Genomic DNA, 26,140 nt, shown 5'->3' on the forward strand with positions numbered 1-26,140 from the left:
ATCATCCGCGCAGACCGCTGACCAACCGGCTTTTTCAGCCGCCGATCCGCTCCTTGAGCTGCATCTCGAAGGTATCGACATTCGCCTTGTCGACAATCTGCGTCGGTACGATGATCAGTCCGTCGGCCGGCACCTGCGACCTGTCGCCCTTCAGGTAAGCAGCCATCAGCTTCATTCCCTGGTAGCCCCACTGATAGGGATCCTGGACCACGGTGCCGGCAAAAGTGCCTTCACGCACCGCACCAAGCGTGATCGGGTCTTCGTCGAAGGCAATCACAGTGATGCTCCCGAGTTTCCCCGCAGCCTGCAGGGCCTCGTAGATCTTGGGCGGATTGTAGGAATAGAAGCCGACCATGCAGTCGATATCCGGGTTGGCGGCGAGCACGTCATCGACGTTCGAGCGCGCACGGGCGAAATCGACGTCGTCGCCGCGCACGTCCACCAGCTCGATCGACTTGCTTTCAACCGCCTGCCGGAAGCCTGCGATACGCTCCTTGGCGTTGTCTGCCCCGAGGAACCCGACGAAGCCCATGCATTTGCCGCCCTTCGGCAGCGCCTTGATGGCGATCTCGCCTGCCTGGATGCCGGCCTGCGTGTTGGACGATCCAAGGTAGGCTATGCGTTTGGACTGCGGTGCATCGCTGTCCGTCGTGAAGAGAGGAATTTGCGCCGCGATACGATTGAAGGCGTCGACGGAATTCTTGGAATCGACCGACGAGATCATGATCGCATCGGTGCCCGCCGCCACGAGATCGTCCATCAGGGCGTTCTGAAGCGCCGCCGTCCCCTGCGCAGGGTAGCGGAACTGCAATTCGAAATCCGGCAGCTCTGCTTGCGCCGCCTTCACGCCGGCCTCGGCGAGCTTCCAAAAATCCGAAGCCGCATTGACGACAAAGGCAAGCGCCTGCCTGTCCTGAGCCACTGTGGGTGTTGCGACCATGGCGATGATGGCCGCAATGGCTGTGATCGAAACTCGTTTCATGATTTCCTCCCGCAGCCCTCTCCTCTCAGGCTGCACGTTGCTGACGGACGGCATCCGACGCGCGGCGCTTTCGCGCCGCTGGCTGCCGTATGCGGGTGAGGATGGGCGAGATGCGCGCTCCTCTCTTTGCTCAATTGTCCTTGCAGAAGCCGGGATCTTCGGTGTTGCAAACATCGAGGCCGGTAAACAACGGGTCTTCGACGGCCTCACCCTTGATCAGCCTGATCATCACATCGGGCGCCTTGTAACCCATCTCGAACGGTCTCTGCCCGACCTGCGCATGGCTGCGCCCCTCGCGGAACGCCTGGGTCTGCGGCGGCAGCGTGTCGCCCGCCACAATAACCAGTTCCTTCGACTTCAGCTTTTCCATTACCTGGTCAGTGACCTGGGTGTATGCCTGAGGCGCGAACTGCGCCCACCCGCCAATCAGAATAAAGGCGTCGAGATCCGAATGAGCGGTGAAGACGTCCGACATCTGCTGGTTGGCCAGGTCCGCCTGGTCGTTGGTATAGACCGGACAGCCTTCAATTTCGGTCCAGCCATTCTGGCCCGTCAAGCGCTCGACATCCTTGGCACCCGCGATTGTGTCACGGAAGCCTTGGGCGCGGGCATTGATATTGGCGGCTGCGACATTGCCGAGCTGCAGACAGACTGTGCCGCCCTCGGCCTTCAGCTTCTTCGCTTCCTCCGCCATCTTTACACCCATCAGGTAGTTGTCGGTCCCGAGATAGGTCTTGCGGAGATCATGGTCCTTTTCGAGAAAATCGGCGTCGACCGTCATGACGGGCACGGTCGGGGCGATTTCCCGGACGCGATTGGCCATCGCCGGCGCGTTTGACGGCGAAATGGCGATGGCCGCGACGCCACGCGTCAACAGGTCGTCGACGATCTGCACTTCACCCGCTTCATCGGCGGACGAGGCCGGCCCCGTGTAGAGGCACTCGTATTCACTATCCGGGTTTTCCGAGAGCCATTTCTTGCAGCCGAGATTGATCTGTTCGAAGAACGGGTTGTCGAGTCCCTTTACGACGATGGCCAGTGTCTTCTTACCCTCAGCAGCGCTTTCGCCGGCCAGCATCATGAGAACAGGTATTGCAGTGAATGCCAAATATCTGATGTTCATTGCCTTTCTCCTCCTCCAAATCGCCGGCGAAGCCCTCTTGCTCAGCCGGGATACCAAACGATGCGCGGATCGTCGGCCGCGCGCCTGTAGCTCCAGGCACGCTCGACGAGACTGGTCAGATCGATCTCGGGTCGCCATCCGAGGAGCATGCGGGCTTTCGAGTTGTCGAGCCAGTTGCTGTGAAACGGTGTTGGGATATCGCAACGTTGCTGATGCCCCTCGGCCTCCAGCCGGTCGGCCAAATCGCCGTAGTCCACGGGTCGGTCCATGGCCACGTTGAACAACTCCCCGAAGGCGACGGGATTGTCGAGCGCGGCGAGCATGGCCCTCACAATATCATGGATGTCGATGAAACTCCGCTTCAGATATCTGCCCGCCTTGTCGCGCAGCGCGGGCAGACAACGCTGCTCCCTGAGTGCCGCCAGTTCAGCGGGCGCGATCAGGCTGGACCATGGCGGTCCACCGAACTGGTCGTCGCCCAGTTCGAAAGCGTAGCGAAAGTCATCCTTTTCCATGATCCATGGTGCACGAAGCGTCGTCCAGTTCAGGCCCTCCTGCACGCCAAACTGCTCGATCATGGTCTCTTCGAGCACCTTCGTTAGCGCATAGACCCCGCGATAGGCCCGTCTCGGCGACTGTTCGGTGATCGGCTCGGGATATTCCTGGAAAATATGCCCCACGACGCAATCCCCGCTCAGCAGCATGAACTGGCGCCTCGTCGGCGAACGGCAGAAACTGTCGAGCAACAGGTAGAGACCCTTCAGGGCCACATCGATCGCCTGGTCCGGCGTCTCCTTCACGGCGGCTAGATGCAGGACATGGGTGACACCCTCGAGCGCCTGAGCCACAACCTGCCGATCTGCCACGGATCCTGTCACCATCCCGATGCGGGACTGCGGCGATAGGGTCCGCCTGTTGCAGAGCGCAACGATATCCCAATCGGCAAAGCGTGGTTCTGCAAGGAAAGCCGGAATGAAAGCTTGCCCCACCTTTCCGGTGGCGCCAGTCACGAGCAACCGCATCAACGCCTCCCGTCAACTCGTTCTCGGATCCAGTCAATTAATAATTAGTAATAATATTAAGTCAAGCATCATTAATATCAATTTGCGAAACGCCGCCATGCAAGCTATGGTAAACACGCAGAGTAATCGTGCGATCGGCCGAAGGAGGACGGAGAGTGTCACGACTATCATTGCATTCAATTTCAAAGAGTTATGGCGCAATACAGGCGCTATCCCACGTAAGCCTGTCGATCGAACCCGGAGAAGTCCTGGGTTTGATGGGCGACAATGGTGCGGGCAAGAGTACGCTGGTGAAGATCATCGCGGGCAACTTCCCGCCATCCGCCGGTGATATCCGCATTGACGATCAACCTGTGACCTTCCACAATCCGCGCGATGCACAGAGACACGGAATCGAGGTCGTGTATCAGGACCTCGCGCTGTGCGACAATCTCTCGGCCGCCTCCAACGTCTTTCTGGGTCGCGAACCGATGCAAAGGTTCGGCCCTTTGCGCTATATCGACTATCCGCAAATGAACCGGGTCGCGGCCACCCTTTTTCGGCAGCTCAAGTCGGAAACGCGACCTCGAGATCTTGTGAGACGGATGTCTGGTGGACAACGTCAGGCAGTGGCAATCGCACGGACGCTGCTTTCAGAACCCAAGATCGTGGTGATGGACGAGCCCACGGCCGCCATTTCCGTCCGTCAGGTGGCCGAAGTCCTCGACGTCATCCGGAGGCTGCGGGACCAAGGCATCAGCGTGATCCTGATAAGCCACCGCATGCCCGACGTCTTCGGCGTTTCCGACCGCGTCGCCGTGCTGAGGCGCGGCGAACTGGTCGCCAGCAAGCGCGCCGACAGGTCTTCACCCGAAGAGGTTACGGGGCTCATCACCGGCGCAATCGAAGCCGCCTGAGAGGATATCGCAATGACAACGCTCGAAGACGTGATTGCCCGAAGCGAGCATCGGGGCTGGTTTGCTCGCGTGTCGAGCCAGCAATTGTTCTGGGTGTTCATGGCGGCCTTGCTGGCATGCCTGGCGCTGAGCGTGCTGACGGACAGCTTCGCCACAGAGCGCAACCTCTTCAACGTCGCCCGCAACTTTGCCTTCGTCGGCATCATCGCGATCGGAATGACGACCGTCATCGCTTCGGGCGGGATTGATCTTTCGGTCGGCTCCATCGTGGTGCTGAGCGCCATGGTGATCAGCACCACGATGGAAGCCGGCGCACCGTTCGTCCTTGCGGCCCCGCTGGCCCTCTTGGCCGCCCTTCTCGTGGGCGTCCTCAACGGCGTGCTTGTGGCCTATGCCGGCATGCCGCCCTTCGTCGTCACGCTTGGAACGCTATCGGCTGCCCGATCGCTCGCCATGGTTCTGTCCGACAACAAGATGATCTGGAATTTTGGCCCCGACCATGCCCTGCTTATCTGGGTAGGCGGCGGCTCGACGCTCGGCGTGCCGCACCCTCTCTACGTGCTCGCCGCACTGACACTTACAATGTCGCTCGTCTTCAAGTGGACGCGCTGGGGACAGCATCTGTTTGCCATCGGCAGCAATGAGAATGCGGCCTTGCTGACCGGCATTCCGGTTCGGCGGATGAAGGTCAGCATCTACGTGGTCTCCGCGCTGACTGCCGGCCTTTCCGGCATTCTCATGGCGGGATGGCTGGGTAGCGTGACCACCAACCTCGGACAGGGGATGGAACTGACCGTGATCGCGGCAGCGGTAATCGGCGGCGCGAACCTCGCCGGCGGGGAAGGAAACGCGCTGGGCGCCGTCGTCGGCGCCCTGTTGATCGAAGTTATTCGCAACTCTCTGATCCTGCTGGGCATCTCGACATTCTGGCAAGGAATGTTCATAGGTACCTTCATTGTGGTTGCCGTAGCCTTCGATCGTGTCCGGTACTTTCGGTCATGACACGCGGAAATGCCCCGGGAACCACGGTGTTCGTCATGGAGAATGCCTTGAAACCGACAATGATGGATGTGGCTGCGCTGGCGCGCGTTTCGCAGGCGACCGTTTCCCTCATTCTCAACGGCAGTTCCGGGGCCCGCTTCAGCGATGCGACCCGAAAGCGGGTGTTCGATGCGGCGGAACAACTGGGCTACCGCCTCTCCAACAAGTCATCCGCGAATGCGGGTTCCGGTAGTTCTCCGGCCAACAAGGTCATCGTCTTCGTCGTCGATGAATTGACCACGGACCCCTGGATGTCCATGGCCTTCGAGGGCGCCCGCGAAAAGGCGCTTGAACTCGGGATCATCGTCACGCTGGGCGTTTTCCGAAAGGGCGAAGATCCGGACGGCGGCATTTTCTCCATCTGCGACGGACAGGTCCTGGTGGGCTATGTCTTCGGCACGATCCTTACGCGCAAGATCGATCCTCCGGAGCCGCTGCTCAAGGTACCGTCGGTACTGGTCAATTGCTATGATCAGGAGCGCCGCCTTCCCTCCGTCCTCCCGGGCGACGTCGCCGGCGGGCGGGCAGCGACTGAACGGCTGATCGCGTCGGGACGCAGCCGGATCGCACTGATCAACGGACAGGAAGGCCTCGACAATCCGCGGGACCGCCTGCGCGGATACAAGCAGGCGCTGGCGAGCAACGACCTCACCTATGACCCCGACCTCGTTCACTACGGAAACTGGGAGCCTTCGTCGGGCTATGAGAAAACCCACGCCCTGATGAAACTGCAGAATCCGCCGGACGGTATCTTCTGCGCCAACGACTTGATGGCTGTCGGCTGTATCGAAGCGCTGAAGGAACTGGGTAAATCGATCCCCGGGGATGTGTCCGTCGTCGGTTTCGACAACCGCGACATCGCGCAGTTCACCATGCCGCCCCTGACCACCTTCCACCTGCCCATGTTCGAGATGGGATCGATGGCCGTCGAAATGATCGCCGACATTGCCGGCGGGCTGACCAGTTCCCACGACCAGTTGAAGGTCGAGTGCCGACTTGTCGAGCGCCTGTCGGCTTGAACCGATTGCGCAGCTTAGACCTTCCAGGCAGGCGTTCATTGCGACCTGATCAGGCGACGTGCGCCAAAACCATCACTCGCAGCCTTGTCTCGAGGCTTTCAACATTGCCGTTGACCAGCCTGCTGCAGGGCCCGGCGGGTGATCCGGTCGGACCCTCAAGGTCGCGATGTCGATCTCTGGCCCCTCCGTGGAGCCTCGACGGCCTCCTTGGTAGAACTGGTAGTCCTCAATCAAGAGGTGCTGAAACGGGGACGATACCGGACACGGGAAGGGATGAAAGCCGTCGCAAGGCATGGCGGCGACACAGCAGCCCTGCCCCTCCGCCTCAATGCAGCCCAAAGAACCCGAGCAGTTCCTCACGCTGACGGACGAAACCCGAAGCGCTGCGGTCACGTGGACGCGGCAAGTCGATGTCGATCAGCCTGGGCTCGCCGCCCTTTTCGCGGGGCAGGATTAGGATCCGGTCGGCGAGGAAGATCGCTTCTTCGAGATCGTGGGTAACGAGCACAGTCGTCACATCCTCCTCCTTCCAGATCCGGGCCAGTTCCTGCTGCATGCCGATCTTGGTCATCGCATCGAGCGCCCCCAGCGGTTCGTCGAGCAGCAGGATTTCCGGCTGCACCGCAAGCGCGCGGGCAATACCCACCCTTTGCGCCATGCCGCCCGAGAGCTGCCTTGGATAGGCGGTTTCGAAGCCCTTCAGACCGACGAGATCGACGTAACGCTGGGAGATGAAACGCGCCTCTTCGCGCGACAGCCCCCTCGTTTCGAGGCCAAAGCCGATATTGTCGATCACCGTCAGCCAGGGCAGAAGGCGCGGCTCCTGGAAGATGACCGCCCGCTCCGTGCCGACGCCGCGCACGCGACGGCCATCGATCAACACGTCGCCGCTGTCAGCCTCCTCAAGGCCGGCAAGCACCCGGAGAAGTGTCGTCTTGCCGGAGCCGCTGGCGCCGACGATGGCGAGGCTCTCGCCGGATCGGATGGTAAGGTTCAGGTCTTTCAGGACCGGCAGCGGCTGCCCGTTCAAGGTGAAGGTCTTGGAGAGGTGGCGGATCGTCACCTCTCCGCGAATGGTGCTGGATTGAGCGAGCGCCATGTGTCAGTTGCTCGCGGTTTCGGAGGAATAGAGGAGCTTGTTGGCCGAGAGCTGGCCTTCCTTGATCTTGCCTTCGCGGACCAGGACGTCGATCCAGAACTGCAGGTCGCGCTCGACAGCCTTGCCGCCCGGACGCACGCCATAGCCGCGGAAGAACTGGGCGATATCGGGGTTTTCACCGCGCTCGGCGAGCGCCCTGGCAAAGATCTTCTTGGTTTCCTCCGGATTTTCGCGGGCATAGTCCAGCGCCCGCTCCGACTGCTCGACGAAAACCTTTGCCGCTTCCGGATGTTCCGCGATGAAATCACGGCGCAGGACGACGAAGCCGCCGGCGATCTCGCCGAGCACGTCGGTGTCGTCGAAGATGGCACGCAGTCCGCCCTTCTGCTTGGCGGCTCCTTCGAAGGTCGTCTGCCAGTAGCCGAAGGCGGAGATGTCGACCTGGCCCGACCGCAGGACCTGCTCAAGCTGCGGACCCGGAACGACGATCTGGTTGGCAGCGTCAGACGGCAGGCCGACGGAATGCAAGGCCTCGCGGATGGTGTAGTCGAGATGGGCGCCGAGCGTGTTCACCGCAATGGTCTTGCCCGCGATGTCCTTGATGTCGCGGATGGGGCTGTCCTCCAGCACGTAGAAGATCGACTGGACGTCGTCATTGATACCGTTCGACGGATAGGCGGCGACGAAATCGTTGCCGCCGACGATCGAGTTCAGCACGGCTGATGTCGCCGCACTGCCGATCTCGACATCACCCGAAGCCAGCGCGATGAGCGATGCCGGGCCGCCCGTCGCATAGCCGACATTCTCGAAGGTGATGCCGGTACTGTCGAAATAGCCGAGCTCGGCGGCGAGTTCGTGGGCGGACAATCCGCCCTGGCTGGAGAGATAGCGGAACTTGACTTCCTCGGCCGCGAAGGCGGAGCCCGACAGGGCAAGCGAGAGTGCGGCGGAGAGGAGGAGCTTGCGGGAATGAAGTGTCATGGGAGTTTCCTTGGATGATGGAGTGACGGTATGGGTTGGATGTCTGGTCAGGCCCAGCGGCACAGGCGCCGCTGCAGAAGGACGAGGGCTGCATTGGCGGCAAGGCCGAGCAGGGCCAGCAGAAGGATCGCCGCGAACATCAGTGGGATCTGGAAATTGTACTGGGCATTCATCACCTGGAAGCCGATGCCCTTGTTGGCACCGATCATCTCGGCTGCGATGAGGAGCAGCAGCGCCGTCGTCGCCGATAGCCGCAGGCCGACGAAGATGGCGGGAACCGAGGCCGGCAAAACCACGCGACGGAAGATCTGCAGCGATCCGGCGCCATAGGTCCGGGCCATCTCGATTAGCTTGCGATCCACTTCCTTCACGCCGCCGATGGTCGACAAGAGGATCGGAAAAAGGGTCGCCCAGAAGATGACGAAAACCTTCGATGTCTCCCCGAGCCCGAGCAGGAGGATGAAGACCGGATAGAGGGCGAGTGCCGATGTCTGGCGAAAGAACTGCAACAGAGGATCGAGTGCGCGTTCCACCGCCTTCACCTGCCCCATGAAGAGGCCGAGCGGGATGCCGAGCCCTACGGCTGCGGCGAAGGCGATACCCGATCGTTGCAGGCTGATGGCGATGTCATCCACCAGAGCGCCCGAGGCGATCGCCTTCCACAAGGCGCCGATGATCTGGTCCAGCGGAGGGAAGACGGATGCGTTGACCCATCCAAAGGTCGATGATGCCTGCCAGAGAACCAGGAAGGCGATGACAAGGCCATAGCGGGAGAGGAAGGGTGCAATCACCGCCGTCGCCTGGCTCAGCCAATGGGACACACGGGGCCGATCCGGGGAGAGGTCCAGGGCGTAGGCCCGTGCCTGATGAATATCTTCATAGGACATGAGGGACCTCACTCGGCAGCCTGCACGACCGAACGGTCGGCAGTGTAGCGGTTGATCGGGAACGGCAGGCCGAGGTTTTCGCGCAGTGTCCTTCCCTCATAGGCGGTGCGGAAAAGGCCACGGCGCTGCAACTCGGGGATGACAAGGTCGACGAAATTGTCGAGGCCCGTCGGAAGCCATGGCGGCAGGATATTAAAGCCGTCCGCCGCTTCGTTTTCGAACCACTCCTGCAGCGTGTCGGCGATCCGCGCGGGCGTTCCGACGATCGTGAAGTGTCCCCGCGCCGATGCAACCCATTGATAGAGCTGCCGGATAGAGAAATTGTTCTCGTCGGCGATCTGACGGATCAGCGCCTGCCGGCTCTTCATGCCCTCGGTCGGCGGAGCCGGCGGCAGAGGGCCATCCAGATCATAGCCCCTGAGATCGAGCGTGCCCCCGGTCAAACCGTTGAGCAGGCCGACGCCATCTTCTTCAAGGATGAGCGAAGTCAGGCGATCGTATTTCTCGCGCGCCTCTTCCTCCGTGCGGCCGACAAAGGGCGAGACGCCGGGCATGATCAGGATATGATCGGGATTGCGGCCGAGGCCGCGGGCGCGATTCTTGATATCACGGTAGAATTCCTGCGCCGTGTCGATGTGCTGGTGCGCGGTGAAGATGACCTCCGCCGTTGCGGCTGCGAGACCACGACCATCATCGGACTGACCCGCCTGCACGATGACGGGATGCCCCTGGCGCGACCGGGAGACGTTGAGCGGCCCCTTGACCTTGAAATGCTCGCCCTTGTGGTCGGCATCATGCAGCTTGGCGGGATCGAAGAAGATGCCCGACTGCTTGTCACGAATGAAGGCATCGTCCTCGAAACTGTCCCACAGCTTCTTGACCACGTCGACATGCTCTGCTGCCCGCTTGTACCGGTCGGCATGCGGCAATTGGGTCTCGCGATTGAAGTTCTGCGCCGTGGCGTCGCCTGTCGTTGTCACGACGTTCCAGCCGGCCCGGCCATCGGAGATGAGGTCGAGGGAGGCAAATTTGCGCGCCGTGTTGTAGGGCTCCTCATAGGTCGTCGAGGCGGTCGCGATGAAACCGAGATGGGTGGTGAAAGGGGCGAGCGCCGAAAACAGCGTGACGGGTTCAAAGCCGGCCACCCGCGCATTCCCCCCCTCGCGGGCGCCACCGAACCCCACCGCGAGACCATCGGCGAGGAAATAGGCGTCGAACAACCCCCTCTCGGCCGTCAGAGCCAGTTGCTTGTGAAATTCGAAGCTGACCGCTCCGTCGACCGGCTGATCGGGATGCCGCCACGAGGCGACGTGTTGCCCGCCGCCGGGAAGAAATGCTCCTAGTCTGATTTTGCGTGTCATGGCTGATCCTCTCTCGTTCCGATGATCGAATGAGCGCAGCCTACATTGTCTATATTTTATATAGAGAAATAAGATTGCGAAGATTCTGCCGATTGGCGAAAGAATTTGCGATGGTGGTGCCAGTTGGAGTTATGTGGGAGGCATGCTTGACGCGGCTTTGAACAGGATAAGGCCTGTGCCGATCAGACCGGCCAAAAGCGGCTTGAACGATTAGTTCAGAAAAACTATGTAATGAGAACAGAATGACCCCTCAGGCCTTTTGGCCGGATTTCTCCGCAATGCTCACCAACAAAGGCAAATATGGTCTGAAAGCACTGGTCGACCTCGCAGGTCTTGAGCCGGGGCAGACGGCATTCGTCACCGACATTGCCACCCGGAACAACATTCCGAAGAAATTTCTCGATACCATCCTGCTGGAACTGCGCAATAATGGCTTCCTGCGCTCGAAGAAGGGGCCGAACGGCGGTTATGCCCTCTCCAAACCGGCCGACGAGATCATGATCGGTCAGGTCATACGCGCGCTCGACGGGCCGCTCGCGCCGATCCGCTGTGCGAGCAGAACCGCGTTCGAAGCCTGTGACGACTGCCGCGACCCCGCCTCTTGCCAGATCCGGATCTCCATGACCCAGGTGCGCGATGCCATGGCAGCCGTGCTCGACACGATGACGCTCACCCAGTTCGTCGCGACCGAACAGCCAAGTCAGGATCTGGTTGCCGGCGAATGATCGCCCAGACAGCGCAGGCGCGCAGCGTCCAGCGCCCTGCAAACGCGGTCGATATATGTTAGATCGATCGGTGGATCGTCCACCTGTATGCCATCGATGACGGAAGCGGTCTTGTGGATCATCGCGTCCAGAAGTTCCAGTTCCACTTCCGCCGAGGCATCGGCCGCATCATTCTGGGTCCTTGCGCCGACATGCCCGCGCGTGGCAGCTGCCATCAGGAAAGCCGTCATCAGACGCGCGAGACGGCCTGCATAGGCACCAAGAGAGAGAATATAGTCTGGATGCACGGTCAAATCCGACGCAGCATGCTCGTCGCGCAACGACAGGCGCTCGTGATCGAGGATCACGGCCACCGGCTCGTGACCGGCGGCGGACGCCATGACGATCTGCCAGTCAGCGGATCCTAACGGCAAGACCGACCGCTCCGGCTCAAGGGAGAAAGCGAGACCCGATTGGACCAACCTCGGAAGCTCATCGCCTGGGTGATGGCCGGAGAGTTCGAAGACATCGCCTAAAACGACACGTCCGTAGATCGCCTTTCGCTGCTCCGTCGATCCGCTGGTGCGGACCAGCTCCAGGGCGACGAGATGCCGGAGAAGCCGCTCCGCCACCGCGGCATTCCATGTCACGAGCCGGCTGACGGCCTCTGCAACGATCAGGTTCGAGATATCCGCTCCCCCGAAGCTCGCGGGAATGGAAATAGCGAGAAGTCCGCTTGCGGGGAGGATCGCTGTGTGGCTCGGATTGTCGCTGGTCGCAATCTCTCTCAGGCGCTCGAGCGCGGCCAGGACATCGGCTTCCCGCGTCAGAGCCCGAGGCACTGGCCGCAACCGATCAGTCATCGATGCCATCGCATCAATCCCATCCCGAAGCCGGATGTTTCAAGCGACAGAGTGGTATCTCCCGTTCTGGTACAGTAGAGAGTTTCCCCCTCGCAGACGGATCGACAGCACCCTGCCGATCAAAATCACATGGCTGTGCCTTTCGATCGCTTCCTCGACTTCGCAGTCGAGCGCTGCGACCGCATCTTCCAGCACGGGTGCCCCGCTGGCAAGCCGCGTCCACTCTGATCCCGAATAGCGCTCGGATCCGCGAAGACCACCCACGCCCGCGAACCGATTGGCCACTTCCTGGTGGTCGGCACCGATCACGTTGACAGCGAAGTGGCCATATCGCTCAACCACGGGCCAGGTGGAGGAGGATCTGTTGAGCGACACCAGCATGCACGGCGGATCAACCGACAGGGCTGTGGCGGACGTCACCGTTGCACCTGAACGTTGCGTTCCCTCGCCCGCTGTGATCACGCTGACACCGCCGCCCAACGTTCGGAGCGCTTCCTTCAGACCGGCCGCGTCGGCTGGCCGCTCATAGACAGGGCGGATGCGGGGTTCGCTGAACTCATTCGCGACAAAAACGTTCATCTAATCTCTCCGTGCAGACTGCATCTGAGCAATGGGTATCAGCCGGAGAACCCAAGCAGTAGACAAGCGTTTTTAATCTACATATATTTTATAGAAAATATGCCCAGCTCTGCCACCGCAAACCGGAAGGAAGACTGCCATGTTGAAGATCAGAATCTCCTCGCCTAGACTGCCGGCGCAATCCGAGCGCTCTGCCTCCCGCGTCGCGATCGTCGGCGGCGGCTATACCGGCGCAATCCTGGCCAAGCTTCTCGTCGAGCGTGGTCTGCACGATATGGACGAGGTCATCGTCTTCGAACCCCGCGACTGCCTGGGATGCGGCCTCGCCTATGATGTCCGCAATGTCGACGTCCGCCTCAATGTCGCGGCCCACCGGATGCGTGCAATCCCCGGCTCCCCGACGGCCTTTGTCGACTGGCTGCAGACGAGCGGAACACTCACTGTCGATCCGCAGGCTGTCACGCCGGAAGGTATATTCGCCCGCCGCCGCGATTTTGGCCGGTTCATGCAGGCGCAACTGGCGACGCACCTGGACAGTGGCGCGATCCGCCACCTGCGTCAGGCGGCACGGGCGATCGACCGGGAAAACTATCAGTGGCGGATCACCGGCTCCGGCGGCGCTGTGGTCCTTGCCGACATCCTGATCCTCGCCACAGGGCATCCTCCCGCATCGAAACCGGCTGCAATCAACAGGCTCGATCCTCTCACCGCAGGTCGTGTCGCCGATGTCTGTGCGCCGGACGCGTTTGACCGCGTAGGTAAGTCCGACCCTATCTTGATCGTGGGCTCGGGCCTCAGCGCTCTCGACGCGCTCAGCCGTCTCGACGCCCTCGGCCATGATGGGAGGATCACGCTACTGTCGCGCTCCGGCCACATGCCACGACCCCATGCCGGCGGCGGCTTTTCTCCTTTCGGCGATTTTCGCGGTGCAGCCCTGACCTCTGCCAGAAAGCTTCTCGCAAAGGTCCGCAACACGATCGCGGAAGCAGAAAAGCAGGGCATTCCCTGGCAATCGGTTTTCGATGCTTTGCGTCAGCATGCGCAGGACCTTTGGCAGGGGCTTCCGATGCAGGAGCGACAAAAATTTCTGCGCCGGCTGCGCCGCTGGTACGACGTCCACCGCTACCGCATGCCGCCACAGGCTGCCGCTGCGCTGGAAAGGGGCCTGAACATGGGCCGCGTCACCGTGGCGATGGGCACTCTCACATCAATCGTCCGTGACGGAGAACACCTGCTGGCCACGATCGAAACCCGCGACAGTGAAAGGACCGCGTTTCGCTGTCGACACATCCTTTTGGCCACGGGCCCTGATTTCCGCGACTATGCCGCGCACCAGCGGTTTCTGCTCGCCATGCACCGGGAAGGCTTCATCCAGTCAGACCCGCTCGGCCTGGGACTGGCTTGCGATACGGCTGGCAGAGCGCTCACCGTTGCGGGCACCCCGAACACCAGCCTCTTCGTCGCGGGCCCGCCCGCCCGCCCGGCGTTCGGGGAACTCACAGGCGTGCCCGAGATCGCCGCCCAGGCCGGGAACCTGGCAGATGGGATCATCCGCTCTTGTGCACGTGAGACGAGGACCATCGTCATCGGGCCACCGGGCTAAAGGCTCAGACGTCTGATTTTGGCAGGCAAATAATCCAGCATTCGTGGCTGGAATTGGCGAACGATCCTGGCATCAGGCCGACGACGCGAAACGTCTCGCCATTTCGGGCATGCCTTCGAGCATGGCGGAGAGATCGAGCCAGCCCTGTGGCCGACGGCCGCTCACATTGGCCGGCCATCCACAGAGCCCATCACGCTCGATATAGCCGACGCAGCGAGGCGCCGCCTCGTCGAGGAAGAACAAAACCGCCAATCGCCCCGGCTCAAGCGCTTCAATCGGATGCCAATTCACTTATGTTTCCCCAATTATGAGGGGTTATTTATAGTCCGTCGCCTTGCCTCAACCTTGCGGCTGTTGGCGCCAAGCCGATGCAAAGGTCGGCCAAGCTGGTCCCACTCTTGAAGGCAAGTTTCGTCCCGGCCGACAAAGATCTGTTGATTGGCATCGGCACACGATGGGCCGTCGCTGCGAGCGGGCAACATGTCCCATGCGACGCATCGCGCATGGACCGGGGAGGTCTAGATGCTTTGTGCTGAATGCGTAAAAAGCTGAGACTGAACGGCGGGATCTGCCTCTTGTTGCAAATCCCGGAAGGGAAGACGTCGGAACAGAGGAATGCGAAGAGGCCGTCATGGGAGACGCGCGCTGGCTGATGTGTCCAACAGCCAGCGTTTGACGAAGTCAGGTCACTTGTTCTTCAGCAGCCAGATCTTGCCGGCCATGGTAATTTCCTGCCTCAACTTGCCTTCGCCTTCATCCGCACCGAGTTCGCTCAGGAGGCCGAAGTCCCGCAACTGACCGACGGTTGTTGTTGTGGCAAACCGGATCTTGCGGGCCCGCTCCTTGAAACGATCTGTCTTGGCATAGGTGATCGTGGCATTCAAATGGGTCCACTTGTTGCCTTCCTGCGGATAGAGATCGCCTTCCAGGGCGAGTTTCAGGCCGCGTAACTGCACGGGGGTCAACGTGATCGGCATCATTTCAATCTTGTCGGTGGCTGTGGTCAAAATCAGGTCCTAGCATGCTAGATTTGGGAGAAATTAAAGGCGGCGCCTGGCCATCTGTGTTTTTGATTAGCACGTAGTAGATGCCAGTAACAACGAGCGGTGAAAAAATGCGCTTTCATCAGCGGAAATACGTTAATTTCAGACGGAGAAATCGCGTTAAATCATCAGGCGCAGCAAGGATTTTTTCTACCAAAACCAAAATTCTGCTTCCGATCACCGAGCATCATGCTTCAAAAGCAAAAAATATTCTTGATTGCGACGAGACATTTACATCTGCCGCGCCGCATTGTTTCCGCAGTTGCCGGAAAAACCGTCCATTCCGTTTTCGCGTGGCGAGAAAGGCATGGTCGCCCTGCCCTCAGTCCGCCTTCAACCAGTCTGCGAGCTCCGCTTCCGCCCGCTCCAGCGACGAATAGTTCAAAAGTTTGCGCAAAAGCGCCACCGTCACGGCGCGGGCGCGCAGATTGAACCGGCCGTCGTCATGGTCGTCGGCCGCCATCTGGTAGACATCCAGCTTCTCGTACAAATGCTGCAGCCGGTTTTGCACGCTGCGCAGGGACAGGCCGCGCCGTCTCGCGATCGCCCGGTCGGTAAGACCCAGCGCGATGTCGACCAGGATTTCGTATTCCGTGTCGCTGAAACCGTTGACCTGGCCAAGGCTCTTTTGTTGCATGCCGCGCACCTCGCGGTCGATGACACATTGCGCCTCGACGAAAATGCTCCGCAGCGCCAGCCTCAGCCGCTCGTCGGATGCCGATTTCAGCACATAGCCATAGGCCGCTCCATCCGGCACGATGCGCGAGACACCGCGGACATAGGCCTCGTCCGAATAGTTGGACCAGAACAGGATCCGGGTATCGGGCCGCTCCTTCCAGATGGTGCGCGCAGCCTCGATGCCGTTGCGTGCCTGCATCTGCAGGTCCATCACCACATGGGCCGACTTGTTGTCGCGGGCGAGTTTCTCGCCAGCGGTGCCATTATCCGCCTCGATCACGGTGTCGCATTCCGGCAAGGCGGCGCAGACCGCCTCATGCAGGTAGGATCGATGCAGCGGATCATCCTCGACGATCAGGACTTTCATGGGATATCTCCAGCGGATTTCGATTTTGCCGGGCCGACCGGCAATTGCACGCGCACGACCGTTCCCTTGCCTTCCCGGCAGGGGCCAATGGTGAATTTGGCGGATATCAGCCGGGCCCGCGTCATCATGTTGTCGATACCGCCGCCGCTGCGGCGCTGCGGCCGGGTCATGCCGCGGCCGTCATCCCAAACCTCGATCACGACACCCAGCGCCTGGCTGCGCAACCGCACCGAGATATGACCCGCCTGCGCGTGACGCGCTGCATTGTTGATCGCCTCCTGGGCGATGCGAAAGAGGGCAATGCGAAGCGTCTTGTCCAGGGTATCGATCATGCCGTCGGTCTCGTCCACCAGTTCCCAACGGGTCTCGCCACCGGTGTCGCGCAACGACCGGTCCAGATGGTTTTCAACCGCCTGGGCGAAGCCGAAGAGCTGCAGCACCGAGGGCTTGGCCTCCTCGATGATCTCGCGCAGGTCCTGCATGCAGTGCTGCAGGCTGCGCGCAAGCGGCTCCAGCGCATCGCCTGGAACCTCTTCATCGTTCATCAGCCGGTCGAGCCGGCGCGACAGCCGCGTCAGATCAGCCAGCGTCTGGTCGTGCAGGTCCATGCCGATACGCTGGCGCTCCCTCTCCAGCGCCTCCGTCAGGTTGAGCGCACCTAGCCGCAAGCCCTCTTCCCGGGCGCGGGCTTCCGCCTCGACTATGGCCGACTGCTTGGCTTGGTCGGCCGCGCGAAGAGCGAAGAAATAGGGCGACAGCAGGTCGGCGACGGAGCATGCATTGGCCACGTCCTCGGCGGAATAGAACGCAACCTGGTGGGACGAACAGGACAGGGCGCCAATGACCTCGCCCTCGACCTTCAACGGCACGTGGATGCGGCTTCTGAGATTGTGCTCGAAAATCGGTCGGGTGAAGGCATCTTCGAAATGAAAACGCTGGTCCACCCGGGCATCCGGCGTGATCATCTGGTCGACCTCGCCCCACAACAGCGACCGGATTGGACTGTTGCAGATCGGCGCCGGCGCATGCTCGCCCCAGGCGGTATCGAGGCCCGTTTCATAGGCGGTGTGATACTTGCCGTTGACCATCGTGATGCAGACATCGAGATGGTCATGGGGAATGATGTGTGATACTTCCGCGCCGACAGCCTTGATGGCCGAGCGGAAGTCAAGCTGCCCCGCCAAAAGGCGCGAGATGCCCAGGTAATGATCGAGCAGCGCCAAAGGCGCTATCTTCAACATGCCGTTCCTCTCCTCCACGACAGCCCGCTCCCGACAGGCGCCGTCCTCACAGTCCCATATGATAGAAGCCGTACCGGCCGCGTCTTGCAGGATCCCGCATTATCTTGCGTGTTTCCCGCAATCGCGCTGCCGTGGCAAGCCTATACAAGCACTGCATTCTATACCATCCTGACTGGCGTCGAGAGGAGGTGCTCGGCAAGGGAGTTCAGTTTCGTCCGCCAGGTTGCGGGCGGCTTGAAAAGAGGAAACCGGCCGCCTGAAGGTCGGACAAGAGGGAGAGAGACCATGAAGAAATCCAGAATGCTTCTGGCAACGGCTGCACTTTGCCTTGCCATGACGCCGATGGCCGCGCAGGCGGATACCTCGGGCAAGAAGATCGCGCTTTCCAACAACTATGCCGGTAACTCCTGGCGTCAGGCCATGTTGACGAGCTGGGAAAAGGTCACGGGTGCCGCCGTCAAGGATGGCAAGGTCGCCGCCGCCGATGCTTTCACCACGGCCGAAAACCAGGCGACCGAACAGGCCGCCCAGATTCAGAACATGATCCTGCAGGGCTATGACGCCATCGTCGTCAATGCGGCCTCGCCGACCGCCTTGAACGGCGCCATCAAGGAAGCCTGTGACGCTGGCATCACCGTCGTCTCGTTCGACGGCATCGTCACGGAGCCTTGCGCCTGGCGTATCGCCGTCGACTTCAAGGAAATGGGTCGCAGCCAGATCGAATACCTGGCCGGCAAGCTGCCGGAAGGCGGCAACCTGCTCGAAATCCGCGGCCTGGCCGGCGTTTTTGTCGATGACGAGATTTCGGCCGGCATCCACGAGGGTGTCAAGCAGTTCCCGCAGTTCAAGATCGCCGGCTCGGTGCATGGCGACTGGGCGCAGGACGTGGCGCAGAAGGCCGTCGCAGGCATTCTGCCAAGCCTGCCGGAAATCGTCGGCGTGGTCACCCAGGGTGGCGACGGCTACGGTGCGGCACAGGCGATTGCCGCTGCCAACCGCAAAATGCCGACCATCGTCATGGGCAACCGTGAAGACGAGTTGAAGTGGTGGAAAGAGCAGAAGGACGCCAATGGCTATGAGACCATGTCGGTTTCCATCGCACCCGGTGTCTCGACACTCGCCTTCTGGGTCGCCCAGCAGATCCTGGATGGCAAAGAGGTCAAGAAGGATCTCGTCGTGCCCTTCCTGCGCATCGACCAGGACAATCTCGAAGCCAATCTGGCCAATACCCAGGCCGGCGGCGTCGCCAATGTCGAATACGCATTGGAAGACGCTCAGAAAGTGATCGAGGGCGCCAAGTAAGCACCTTCTGACAAACCCCTCCCTGTTCCGTCCGGCTGCGTGCCGGGCGGGGCAGACGGTCATACCGACGTGCATTTTGGCCAGGCGAGCCGGCACCGTCATTCTGCAATGGGATCAAGTTACATGACACAGGCCGGTTCGACGCAAGCGGTCGTCAGCGTCCGCGACGCCAAGGTGATTTACGGCGCGGTCAAGGCGCTGGACGGCGTCACGCTTGCCATTCGCTCGGGCGAATGTGTGGGGCTTGTCGGTCACAACGGCGCGGGCAAGTCGACGATCGTCAACGTCATCAATGGCGGGCTGTCGCCGCATCAGGGGACCGTCATCTATGGTGAGGATCCGACGCTTGGCCATGGCATCAGCGCGGCAAGGCAAAGCGGCATACGTTGCGTATTTCAGGAACTTTCGCTCTGCCCTAACCTGACCGTGGTGGAAAATACCCGTGTCATGCACAAGCCGCTTGCCGGCTGGGGTTGGCGGCGGCGTGGTGCCGACATCATTGGCCGCAAGCTGGACGAAATCTTTCCCGGCCACGGCATCGACAGCGGCGAGCATGTCGGCAATCTCTCCATCGCCGAGCGCCAGATGGTGGAAATTGCGATTACCTTCTGCGAAATCGGCCATCCCGTCCGGCTGGTCATTCTCGACGAGCCCACGTCTTCGCTGGACTCGCGACTGGCCGCGCAACTGCTTTCCTATGTCCGCAGGTTCGTTGCAGGCGGAGGCTCGGTCATCTTCATTTCTCATATCCTCAGCGAAATTCTCGGCATCGCCGACCGCATCATCGTGATGAAGGACGGCCGGGTCGTGACCGAGCGAGCGGCGTCCGACTTCTCCGAACATGGCCTGATCGAGGCGATGGGAAGCGTGGTCAAGGAACATCGCGCTGCGCGGGTCATGGCAGACAAGAGACGTGGCCCGCCTGCCCTGTCGGCAGCACCCGTGCGCGGCCGCGGGCTGGCCTTCGAGGCATTCCAGGGCGAGATCGTGGGATTTGCCGGGCTTGGCGGTCACGGCCAGACCGACATGCTTGTCGGACTCTATATGTCGCTCAGCGGTGACTGGTTCGGCAGGCGGGATCCTGCGGCCATGTTCGTTGCCGGCGACCGCGCGGTCAACGGGACCTTCCCGCTGTGGAGCATCCTGAAGAACATGAGCGTGGCATTGCTGCCTGACCTTTCGCGCCGCGGCCTGCTGGATGAGAGCCGCGAACAGGCGCTCGGCCGGTCATGGCGAGAGAAGATCGAGATTCGCACGCCCGACATGGACAACAACATCCTGTCGCTTTCCGGCGGCAATCAGCAAAAAGTGCTGTTTGCTCGCGCCCTGGCAAGCCGCGCGCCCGTCGTCCTGATGGACGATCCGATGCGCGGCGTCGATATCGGCACCAAACAGGAGGTCTACGGAATCCTCAGGGCCGAAGCAGACCAGGGCCGCACGTTCATCTGGTATTCGACGGAAATGGACGAGGTATGCCTTTGCGACCGGGTCTATGTGTTCAACAACGGCGCCATCGTCGCCGAGCTCAAGGGTGAGGCTGTCACGGAGGAAAACATCCTCGCCGCATCCTTTACCGAGGTTGCAGCGTGAAGAAATTCCTGTCCCCTGATACGATCAGACTCATCGTCCCGGCACTGTCCCTGACTGTTCTCCTGATCGCGGTATTCTATCTCCAGCCGCGCGCCATGAGCTATACCGGGCTCAACCTGCTTTTCAATCTTGCCGTGCCGATCGCGCTGGCCACTATCGCCCAGATGCTGATCATGACGGTCAACGACCTCGATCTGTCGATGGGCACTTTCGTCAGCTTCGTCGCCTGTGTCACGGCGACCTTCCTGCAAGCGACGCCGTTTCTCGGCGTCTTGATCCTGGCCGGGGCCATCGCGACCTACGCGGTCATCGGCGTGCTCATTCATCTGCGCGACCTGCCATCGATCGTCGTGACGCTCGGCATGAGCTTTGTCTGGGGAGGCCTTGCCGTGCTGATCCTTCCGGCACCGGGCGGTCAGGCCCCGGACTGGATACGGGCAATCATGACGTCGAAGCCTCCGATCATGCCGATGGCAATCGTCGCCAGCATTGTGATCGCGCTCTTTTCGCATTTTCTGATCATGCGTTCGTCGTTCGGCGTGGTGTTGCGTGGTGTCGGCGGCAATGCCCGCTCGGTCGAGCGTGCCGGCTGGTCGATTGTCCGGGCGCGGGCCGCCGTCTATGCGCTGGCCGCCTTCTTCGCCGTCCTGGCCGGCATCGCGCTGGTCGGGCTGACCACCGCAGCCGATGCCAATATCGCATTGCGCTACACGTTGCTGTCGATTGCCGGTGTCATCCTCGGTGGCGGCGAATTTGTCGGCGGCCGGGTCTCGCCGATCGGTGCGGTGATCGGCGCCCTGACGCTGACGCTTGCAGGGTCGTTCCTCTCGTTTCTCAGAATATCGCCGGACTGGCAGATCGGTGCCCAGGGAGCGATCCTGATCATCGTGCTGGGATTGAGGCTGCTGCTCAATCGCTTCGAAGCAAGGAGGACGCGCCGATGACCGCCCTGATGCGCAAGCCGTGGATCTGGTCCTTCATCGCCACGGCACTGGTTTTCCTGACGACCATCCTCGTGACCGGCGGGGCCAGCATGGCGGGCCTTGCCCAGGCAACCCTGACCTTTGCCGCTTTCTCGGTCATCGTCGGCATCGGCCAGATGCTGGTGATCACACTTGGACCCGGCAATATCGATCTGTCCGTTCCCGCGACCATGACGCTGGCGGGTACGGTTGCGCTGAAACTGATGAATGTCGAAGACGGCATGGTGGTGCCGGGTCTGCTTGTCGCCATCGGCATTGGCGTTCTGATCGGAACCGGCAATTATGCCCTGATCAAGCTGCTGCGTATCCCACCGATCATCGCAACGCTGTCGATGAGCTTCGTCGTGCAGTCCACCGCCATCTGGACCAATCGCGGGCTGCGCATCAAGCCGCCGCCCGTACTTGCCGACTTCACGACGTCGACAACGGTCGGCATTCCCAATGTCGCCATCGTCGCGCTCATGCTTTCCGCCATTGTCTGGTTGCTCCTGCAAAAGACCGTCTATGGTCGCTGGATCGCCGCCATCGGCCAGAGTAGCCGCGCCGCCCGCATGGCCGGCATTCCCATCGACGGCATCCGGTTCGTCACCTATGTGCTATGCGCGATCCTCGCTTCGATATGCGGCTATCTGCTCGCCAGCTTTTCCGGCGGCGCGGCGCTGAACATGGGATCGGAATATCTACTGATGTCGATCGCCGTCGTGGTCATCGGCGGCACGGCGGTTGCCGGCGGAGATTCCAATGTGCCGGGCATATGGGGCGCCTCGCTGTTCATGTTCCTTGTGGTTTCCATGCTCAACACCTATGGATTCGGCGCCGGCGTCCGGCTCATCCTGACAGGTCTCATCATCATTGCCGTCATCATGCTCGCCGGTGGGCGAACAGCCGGAAAACGTTAGGCAGGACAGTATCATGTCGCAAAACCCCAATTATGAGATTTTCGACCCGCGGTTCCGCTCGCTGGTCATCAGCAGCGCCGATCTCGAGGAACTGCATTCAGGCTGCCGATGGGCCGAAGGTCCCGTCTGGTTCGACGATGGCGGCTATCTGCTGTTCAGCGACATCCCGAACCAGCGGATGCTGCGTTATGTCGAGGGCGGCGGCATCTCGGTATTTCGCAGCCCGTCGAATTTCACCAATGGCAATACCCGCGATAGGCAGGGTCGGCTCGTCTCCTGCGAACACGGCCTTCGCCGCGTCACCCGCACCGAGGTCGATGGCACAATCACGGTGCTGGCGGACAGCTTCGGCGACAAGCGGTTGAACTCGCCGAACGACGTGGTGGTGCGTTCGGACGGTTCTGTATGGTTTACTGACCCGACCTACGGCATCCTGTCCGACTACGAAGGCTACAAGGCAGAACCCGAACAAAAGACACGCAACGTCTACCGCCTGGAGCCGGATACCGGCGCGCTCGAGGTGATGATCGACGACTTCCTGCAGCCGAACGGCCTTGCCTTTTCGCCGGATGAAAGCCTGCTCTATGTCGCGGATTCAGGCGCCAGCCATCTGGAAGGCGCGCCGCGCCATATCCGCGTCTTTGACGTAGTCGGCGGTCGCAGGCTCGCCAATGGCCGCGTCTTCGCTGAGATCGACAATGGCATCCCCGATGGCATCCGTCTGGATATGGCCGGCAATCTCTGGTCCAGCGCCGCAGACGGCGTGCATTGTTTTGCGCCGGACGGCACGCTGCTCGGCAAGATACTGGTGCCGCAGACGGTCGCCAACCTGACCTTCGGCGGCCGCAATCGCAACCGGCTGTTCATCACCGCGACAAAATCGCTGTATTCGATCTACGTCACGACGACGGGTGCGCAAATGCCGTGAATGCATTGGCGGGATCGGTGACGCGCCCCATCGGTTGTCGCGGCGTGCCGACAGTCAGTCGATGGCCTCATCCTCTGCGCTTGCATCTTTGGCCACGGCATCTCTGACCTCGACATCTGTGATCTGGGCAGCCTGGGTTTCGGCATCCCGGCTCTTGCCATCTTCGAACCGGGCGGCCCGCCGCTCTGCCGTATCGCGACGCAAGAGATCGAGAAGTCTCCAACGCATTTCGGGCATCGTGATCGAACCCGCAATCCACAGTTCGAGCAGATCGCGAAACTGCGGATGCGTGTCGATCGGCCTGCCGCGATCCCTGCATCGGGCGATGATGCGTTCCGCTATTTCCCGGCGCGAGTCCATGACCGACATTCGTCCTTGTATCAAAATGGAGGCGGTTGATATCAATGGCCAACCGCCAACGCCACCGATTTTCCCAATATTTGATCGATTGCCACAGCTTGTCTCGCGCAGTCGGGCCTGCCGTTGCGGTGACCATTTTTGGTGACTGCGAACCGCCATGCCGGTGCGCCCAGATACTGGAAGTGCGCCGGTATCGCTTGACGACAGGGCTCGCCGACCGGGGCTCGACAACCGCGATTTGACAGCCGGGTTACCAATTTTGCCATTTCAAAGCGCAGCGTTCAATTCCTCCAAAAGGGCGAAGCTCCGGCAATACACACGGTCCATTTTTCTACCTGATGTCTTGGCAATAGGTTCGAAATGCGGCGGGCGGACCTTTGGCCTCGTGCCAGACCGTCAGAAAGATTTTTGCCGAACGACGCAATTGGAAGCACGCGTGGCGTATCGCTCAGCTCGTAAGGCGGAGCCTATGCGGCCTACGATTCCGTTGGCGGACAGACATCTGTACCGTCAAGGTCCGACAGGCGCGGCAAGCGGTAGTTGGTCGCGTCCTCGACGATAGTTGCGCGTATATGATTGAACATAAAGCGAGTGGAAACAACGCAACGGCCAGCATTGAAAAGCACTCCGTCGGGACGCTCCCCGCACGGCCCCTATGTCGAGGGCATTCCGTCCGGCCGCAGATAGCGTCTGAGCGCTGCGATGCGGAAGATGGCATTTGCTGCGCCATAGCCCTGGTAACCGCGGCGCTCGACGATCTCGAAGAAGAAGCCTTCGCCATAGGTCGGTGAATACAGCTGGAAATATTCGCCATGCTCATCGCGGTCATAGAGTATATTGCAGCGCTTGAGGTTCTCGACCAGCGCTGGATCCAGTCCGAAGCGCACTTCGACGTCGTCATAATAATTTGGCGAGATGGTCAGCGGGACAAAGCCGTTTCGCCTGAGGGCCTCCGCGGTCGCGAAGATGTCGCCGGTCTGGAAGGCGAGGTGCTGGATGCCCGACCCAAAGGTCTCCGCGATAAAATGTCCGGCGAGCGTATTGCGGTTTTCCGCGCCGTTCAACGTGATCCGGAGACTGCCTGTGGCGTTCTCGACGACTTGGCTGCGCACCACCCCGGCCGGATCGATGATATCGACCATCGGCGTCTTGCGCGTGTTCAGTTGCGATGTGTAAAACAGCAGCCAGGTCAGCATCTCGTCATATTTGACCGTCTGCGCCACGTGATCGAAACCGGTCAGTCCGACGTTTTTCGGGTTTTCATCGATACCCGGCAAAGGCTCAAAATCCACATCCCATAGACAGCCGAGATCACTCTTTCGATCCAGGAAATATAGAAGGCCACCGCCGACACCCCGGATGGCAGGGACACTCAGTTCTCCCGGTACCACCGGTTGCTCGAATGCTTCCGCGCCAAGGGCGATGGCTCTTTCCATGGCAGCCGTCGCATCATCGACCATCAACGCGAGTGCATAGGCATTTGCGCCATGGACCAGATAGGAGGCGCTGGCAAACCCGGCTTCATCGCGATTGAGGATCAGATTGACGCCGCCCTGGCGAAACCGGGTCACGGCCTTGGACTTGTGCCTGGCGACCGCCTGGAAGCCCAGCACTTCCAGAAGCGCCTCCAACTGACGCGCGTCGTCGTCGCCTACGGCAAATTCGACAAAGGCAATCCCTTCGACCTCGGCGCGATCCGGCATGACCGGCACATCCATCGCAACCGCCGGCTCCGCCCGTTTCACCTGGTCCATCAGATAGACCAGCGAACGATGGCCGTCGGCCGAGATCGCAGAGGGAGAGCCGCCACGAAACTGGTCGTTGAAGATCTCGAGCGAGAGATAACCACGATAACCGGTCGCAGCCACCGCACGCATGAAATCGGTCACCGGCAGATCGCCCTCCCCCGGCATATTGCGGAAGTGGCGCGACCAGTAGAGCAGGTCCATATCGATCTGCGGCGCGTCGGCAAGTTGGACGATAAAGATACGGTCGCCCGGGATGGAGCGAATGGAATTGACGTCAATCTTGCGCGCCAGGGTGTGAAAGCTGTCGAGGATAAGACCGATGCTCGGATGATCGGCTCGGCGCACGATTTCCCAGGCGTCCCGGTGATCATGGATGTGCCGCCCCCAGGCCAGCGCCTCATACCCGACGCGCAAGCCCCGTCGGCCCGCCCGTTCACCGAGTTGCCGGAAGTCGTCGGCGGCTCTGTCTATCCCCCCCAGCGAGACCGCCGACGTGTTCGAGCAGATCAGCATCAAGTCCGTGCCGAGTTCGGCCATCAGGTCGAACTTTCGCTCGGCCCGGTCGAAATTGCGGCTTCTGAACGGTTCCGGCATGCCTTCGAAATCGCGGAATGGCTGGAACAGGGTCACGTCGAGACCATGATCGCGCACCATGCGACCGACATCGGCGGGAGAACGGTCATAGGCAAGGAAGTCGTTCTCGAAAATCTCGATGCCATCGAAGCCCGCGCGCGCAATCGCCGCCAGCTTCTCTTCGAAGTTACCGCTGATCGATACGGTTGCGATCGATGTTTTCATCTGCAGCTCCTGGCGTATCGAGATGTGATGGTGTCTTGGTCGG

25 protein-coding genes are annotated in these 26,140 nt (G+C 61.0%); 10 read left to right on the forward strand and 15 right to left on the reverse strand.

From position 1 onward, the window contains the following. Positions 1 to 34 precede the first annotated feature (34 nt). The 3 genes from IM739_RS19785 to IM739_RS19795 form a co-directional block, all read right to left on the reverse strand. Positions 35 to 982, reverse strand: a complete 948-nt coding sequence (locus IM739_RS19785) for a sugar-binding protein (protein ID WP_237371522.1) — start codon at positions 980 to 982, stop codon at positions 35 to 37. 130 nt (positions 983 to 1,112) lie between these two features. Next, positions 1,113 to 2,099, reverse strand: a complete 987-nt coding sequence (locus IM739_RS19790; protein WP_442981164.1) for a substrate-binding domain-containing protein — start codon at positions 2,097 to 2,099, stop codon at positions 1,113 to 1,115. A 47-nt stretch (positions 2,100 to 2,146) separates the two neighbouring features. Continuing rightward, complete coding sequence (locus tag IM739_RS19795; protein WP_237371524.1) at positions 2,147 to 3,127, reverse strand: NAD-dependent epimerase/dehydratase family protein; 981 nt, start codon at positions 3,125 to 3,127, stop codon at positions 2,147 to 2,149. 155 nt (positions 3,128 to 3,282) lie between these two features. Between IM739_RS19795 and IM739_RS19800 the strand changes: the two genes are divergently transcribed. From IM739_RS19800 to IM739_RS19810, 3 genes are read left to right on the forward strand one after another with little or no spacing between them, the layout of a single operon-like run. Beyond that, a complete protein-coding gene (locus IM739_RS19800; RefSeq protein WP_237371525.1) occupies positions 3,283 to 4,023 on the forward strand; it encodes an ATP-binding cassette domain-containing protein in 741 nt (246 codons plus the stop codon). A gap of 12 nt (positions 4,024 to 4,035) precedes the next feature. Beyond that, on the forward strand, positions 4,036 to 5,025 hold the full coding sequence (locus tag IM739_RS19805; protein ID WP_237371526.1) for an ABC transporter permease: 990 nt from the start codon (positions 4,036 to 4,038) through the stop codon (positions 5,023 to 5,025). Beyond that, positions 5,022 to 6,083 carry a LacI family DNA-binding transcriptional regulator gene (locus IM739_RS19810; protein ID WP_237371527.1) on the forward strand — a complete coding sequence of 354 codons (1,062 nt, stop codon included), beginning with the start codon at positions 5,022 to 5,024 and terminating at the stop codon, positions 6,081 to 6,083. Before IM739_RS19805 ends, IM739_RS19810 begins: the two co-directional genes overlap by 4 nt. Positions 6,084 to 6,408: 325 nt before the next feature. Here the strand turns inward: IM739_RS19810 and IM739_RS19815 are convergent, their stop codons facing one another. From IM739_RS19815 to IM739_RS19830, 4 genes are read right to left on the reverse strand one after another with little or no spacing between them, the layout of a single operon-like run. Then, entirely contained in the window at positions 6,409 to 7,182 is a 774-nt protein-coding gene (locus IM739_RS19815; protein WP_237371528.1) for an ABC transporter ATP-binding protein, read from the reverse strand. A 3-nt stretch (positions 7,183 to 7,185) separates the two neighbouring features. Further along, complete coding sequence (locus IM739_RS19820) at positions 7,186 to 8,163, reverse strand: ABC transporter substrate-binding protein (RefSeq protein ID WP_237371529.1); 978 nt, start codon at positions 8,161 to 8,163, stop codon at positions 7,186 to 7,188. A 47-nt stretch (positions 8,164 to 8,210) separates the two neighbouring features. After that, positions 8,211 to 9,050: an ABC transporter permease gene (locus IM739_RS19825; RefSeq protein WP_237371530.1), complete on the reverse strand. Its 840-nt coding sequence runs from the start codon at positions 9,048 to 9,050 to the stop codon at positions 8,211 to 8,213. Positions 9,051 to 9,058: 8 nt separating this feature from the next. Continuing rightward, positions 9,059 to 10,411 (reverse strand): LLM class flavin-dependent oxidoreductase, encoded by a 1,353-nt coding sequence (locus tag IM739_RS19830; RefSeq protein WP_237371531.1) that lies wholly within the window; start codon positions 10,409 to 10,411, stop codon positions 9,059 to 9,061. Positions 10,412 to 10,689: 278 nt separating this feature from the next. Between IM739_RS19830 and IM739_RS19835 the strand changes: the two genes are divergently transcribed. After that, positions 10,690 to 11,136: an Rrf2 family transcriptional regulator gene (locus IM739_RS19835; protein WP_237371532.1), complete on the forward strand. Its 447-nt coding sequence runs from the start codon at positions 10,690 to 10,692 to the stop codon at positions 11,134 to 11,136. Here IM739_RS19835 and IM739_RS19840 read toward each other — a convergent pair. Continuing rightward, on the reverse strand, positions 11,112 to 11,987 hold the full coding sequence (locus IM739_RS19840) for a hypothetical protein (RefSeq protein ID WP_237371533.1): 876 nt from the start codon (positions 11,985 to 11,987) through the stop codon (positions 11,112 to 11,114). The two genes, IM739_RS19835 and IM739_RS19840, sit on opposite strands and share 25 nt — an antisense overlap. 30 nt (positions 11,988 to 12,017) lie before the next feature. After that, positions 12,018 to 12,557: a flavin reductase family protein gene (locus tag IM739_RS19845; protein ID WP_237371534.1), complete on the reverse strand. Its 540-nt coding sequence runs from the start codon at positions 12,555 to 12,557 to the stop codon at positions 12,018 to 12,020. A gap of 139 nt (positions 12,558 to 12,696) precedes the next feature. On the opposite strand from IM739_RS19845, the gene IM739_RS19850 reads away from it, so the two are divergent. Then, complete coding sequence (locus IM739_RS19850) at positions 12,697 to 14,160, forward strand: FAD/NAD(P)-binding protein (RefSeq protein WP_237371535.1); 1,464 nt, start codon at positions 12,697 to 12,699, stop codon at positions 14,158 to 14,160. Positions 14,161 to 14,232: 72 nt separating this feature from the next. Here IM739_RS19850 and IM739_RS19855 read toward each other — a convergent pair whose 3' ends face one another. The 4 genes from IM739_RS19855 to IM739_RS19870 form a co-directional block, all read right to left on the reverse strand. Then, positions 14,233 to 14,451 (reverse strand): hypothetical protein, encoded by a 219-nt coding sequence (locus IM739_RS19855; protein ID WP_237371536.1) that lies wholly within the window; start codon positions 14,449 to 14,451, stop codon positions 14,233 to 14,235. A 395-nt stretch (positions 14,452 to 14,846) separates the two neighbouring features. Beyond that, the gene (locus tag IM739_RS19860) at positions 14,847 to 15,167 is read right to left on the reverse strand and encodes a hypothetical protein (protein WP_237371537.1); all 321 of its coding nucleotides are present in this window, start codon (positions 15,165 to 15,167) and stop codon (positions 14,847 to 14,849) included. A 358-nt stretch (positions 15,168 to 15,525) separates the two neighbouring features. Further along, entirely contained in the window at positions 15,526 to 16,248 is a 723-nt protein-coding gene (locus tag IM739_RS19865; RefSeq protein ID WP_237371538.1) for a response regulator transcription factor, read from the reverse strand. After that, on the reverse strand, positions 16,245 to 17,489 hold the full coding sequence (locus IM739_RS19870) for a sensor histidine kinase (protein ID WP_237371539.1): 1,245 nt from the start codon (positions 17,487 to 17,489) through the stop codon (positions 16,245 to 16,247). The genes IM739_RS19865 and IM739_RS19870 overlap by 4 nt, the downstream gene beginning before the upstream one ends. Before the next feature lie 285 nt (positions 17,490 to 17,774). On the opposite strand from IM739_RS19870, the gene IM739_RS19875 reads away from it, so the two are divergent. The 5 genes from IM739_RS19875 (at position 17,775) to IM739_RS19895 (ending at position 23,191) form a co-directional block, all read left to right on the forward strand. Next, the gene (locus IM739_RS19875; protein ID WP_237371540.1) at positions 17,775 to 18,791 is read left to right on the forward strand and encodes an ABC transporter substrate-binding protein; all 1,017 of its coding nucleotides are present in this window, start codon (positions 17,775 to 17,777) and stop codon (positions 18,789 to 18,791) included. Positions 18,792 to 18,914: 123 nt separating this feature from the next. Then, on the forward strand, positions 18,915 to 20,381 hold the full coding sequence (locus IM739_RS19880) for a sugar ABC transporter ATP-binding protein (RefSeq protein WP_237371541.1): 1,467 nt from the start codon (positions 18,915 to 18,917) through the stop codon (positions 20,379 to 20,381). Further along, positions 20,378 to 21,325, forward strand: a complete 948-nt coding sequence (locus IM739_RS19885; RefSeq protein WP_237371542.1) for an ABC transporter permease — start codon at positions 20,378 to 20,380, stop codon at positions 21,323 to 21,325. The genes IM739_RS19880 and IM739_RS19885 overlap by 4 nt, the downstream gene beginning before the upstream one ends. Further along, on the forward strand, positions 21,322 to 22,263 hold the full coding sequence (locus IM739_RS19890) for an ABC transporter permease (protein WP_237371543.1): 942 nt from the start codon (positions 21,322 to 21,324) through the stop codon (positions 22,261 to 22,263). The genes IM739_RS19885 and IM739_RS19890 overlap by 4 nt, the downstream gene beginning before the upstream one ends. Before the next feature lie 13 nt (positions 22,264 to 22,276). Beyond that, positions 22,277 to 23,191: an SMP-30/gluconolactonase/LRE family protein gene (locus IM739_RS19895; RefSeq protein WP_237371544.1), complete on the forward strand. Its 915-nt coding sequence runs from the start codon at positions 22,277 to 22,279 to the stop codon at positions 23,189 to 23,191. 54 nt (positions 23,192 to 23,245) lie between these two features. On the opposite strand, the gene IM739_RS19900 is transcribed toward IM739_RS19895, so the two are convergent. Together IM739_RS19900 and IM739_RS19905 are read right to left on the reverse strand one after the other, a co-directional pair. Next, on the reverse strand, positions 23,246 to 23,710 hold the full coding sequence (locus tag IM739_RS19900) for a hypothetical protein (RefSeq protein ID WP_237371545.1): 465 nt from the start codon (positions 23,708 to 23,710) through the stop codon (positions 23,246 to 23,248). Positions 23,711 to 24,204: 494 nt separating this feature from the next. Next, entirely contained in the window at positions 24,205 to 26,097 is a 1,893-nt protein-coding gene (locus IM739_RS19905; RefSeq protein ID WP_237371546.1) for a bifunctional sugar phosphate isomerase/epimerase/4-hydroxyphenylpyruvate dioxygenase family protein, read from the reverse strand. Positions 26,098 to 26,140: the final 43 nt, after the last annotated feature.

Source organism: Rhizobium sp. SL42 (genome assembly GCF_021729845.1).
Lineage (GTDB): Bacteria > Pseudomonadota > Alphaproteobacteria > Rhizobiales > Rhizobiaceae > Allorhizobium.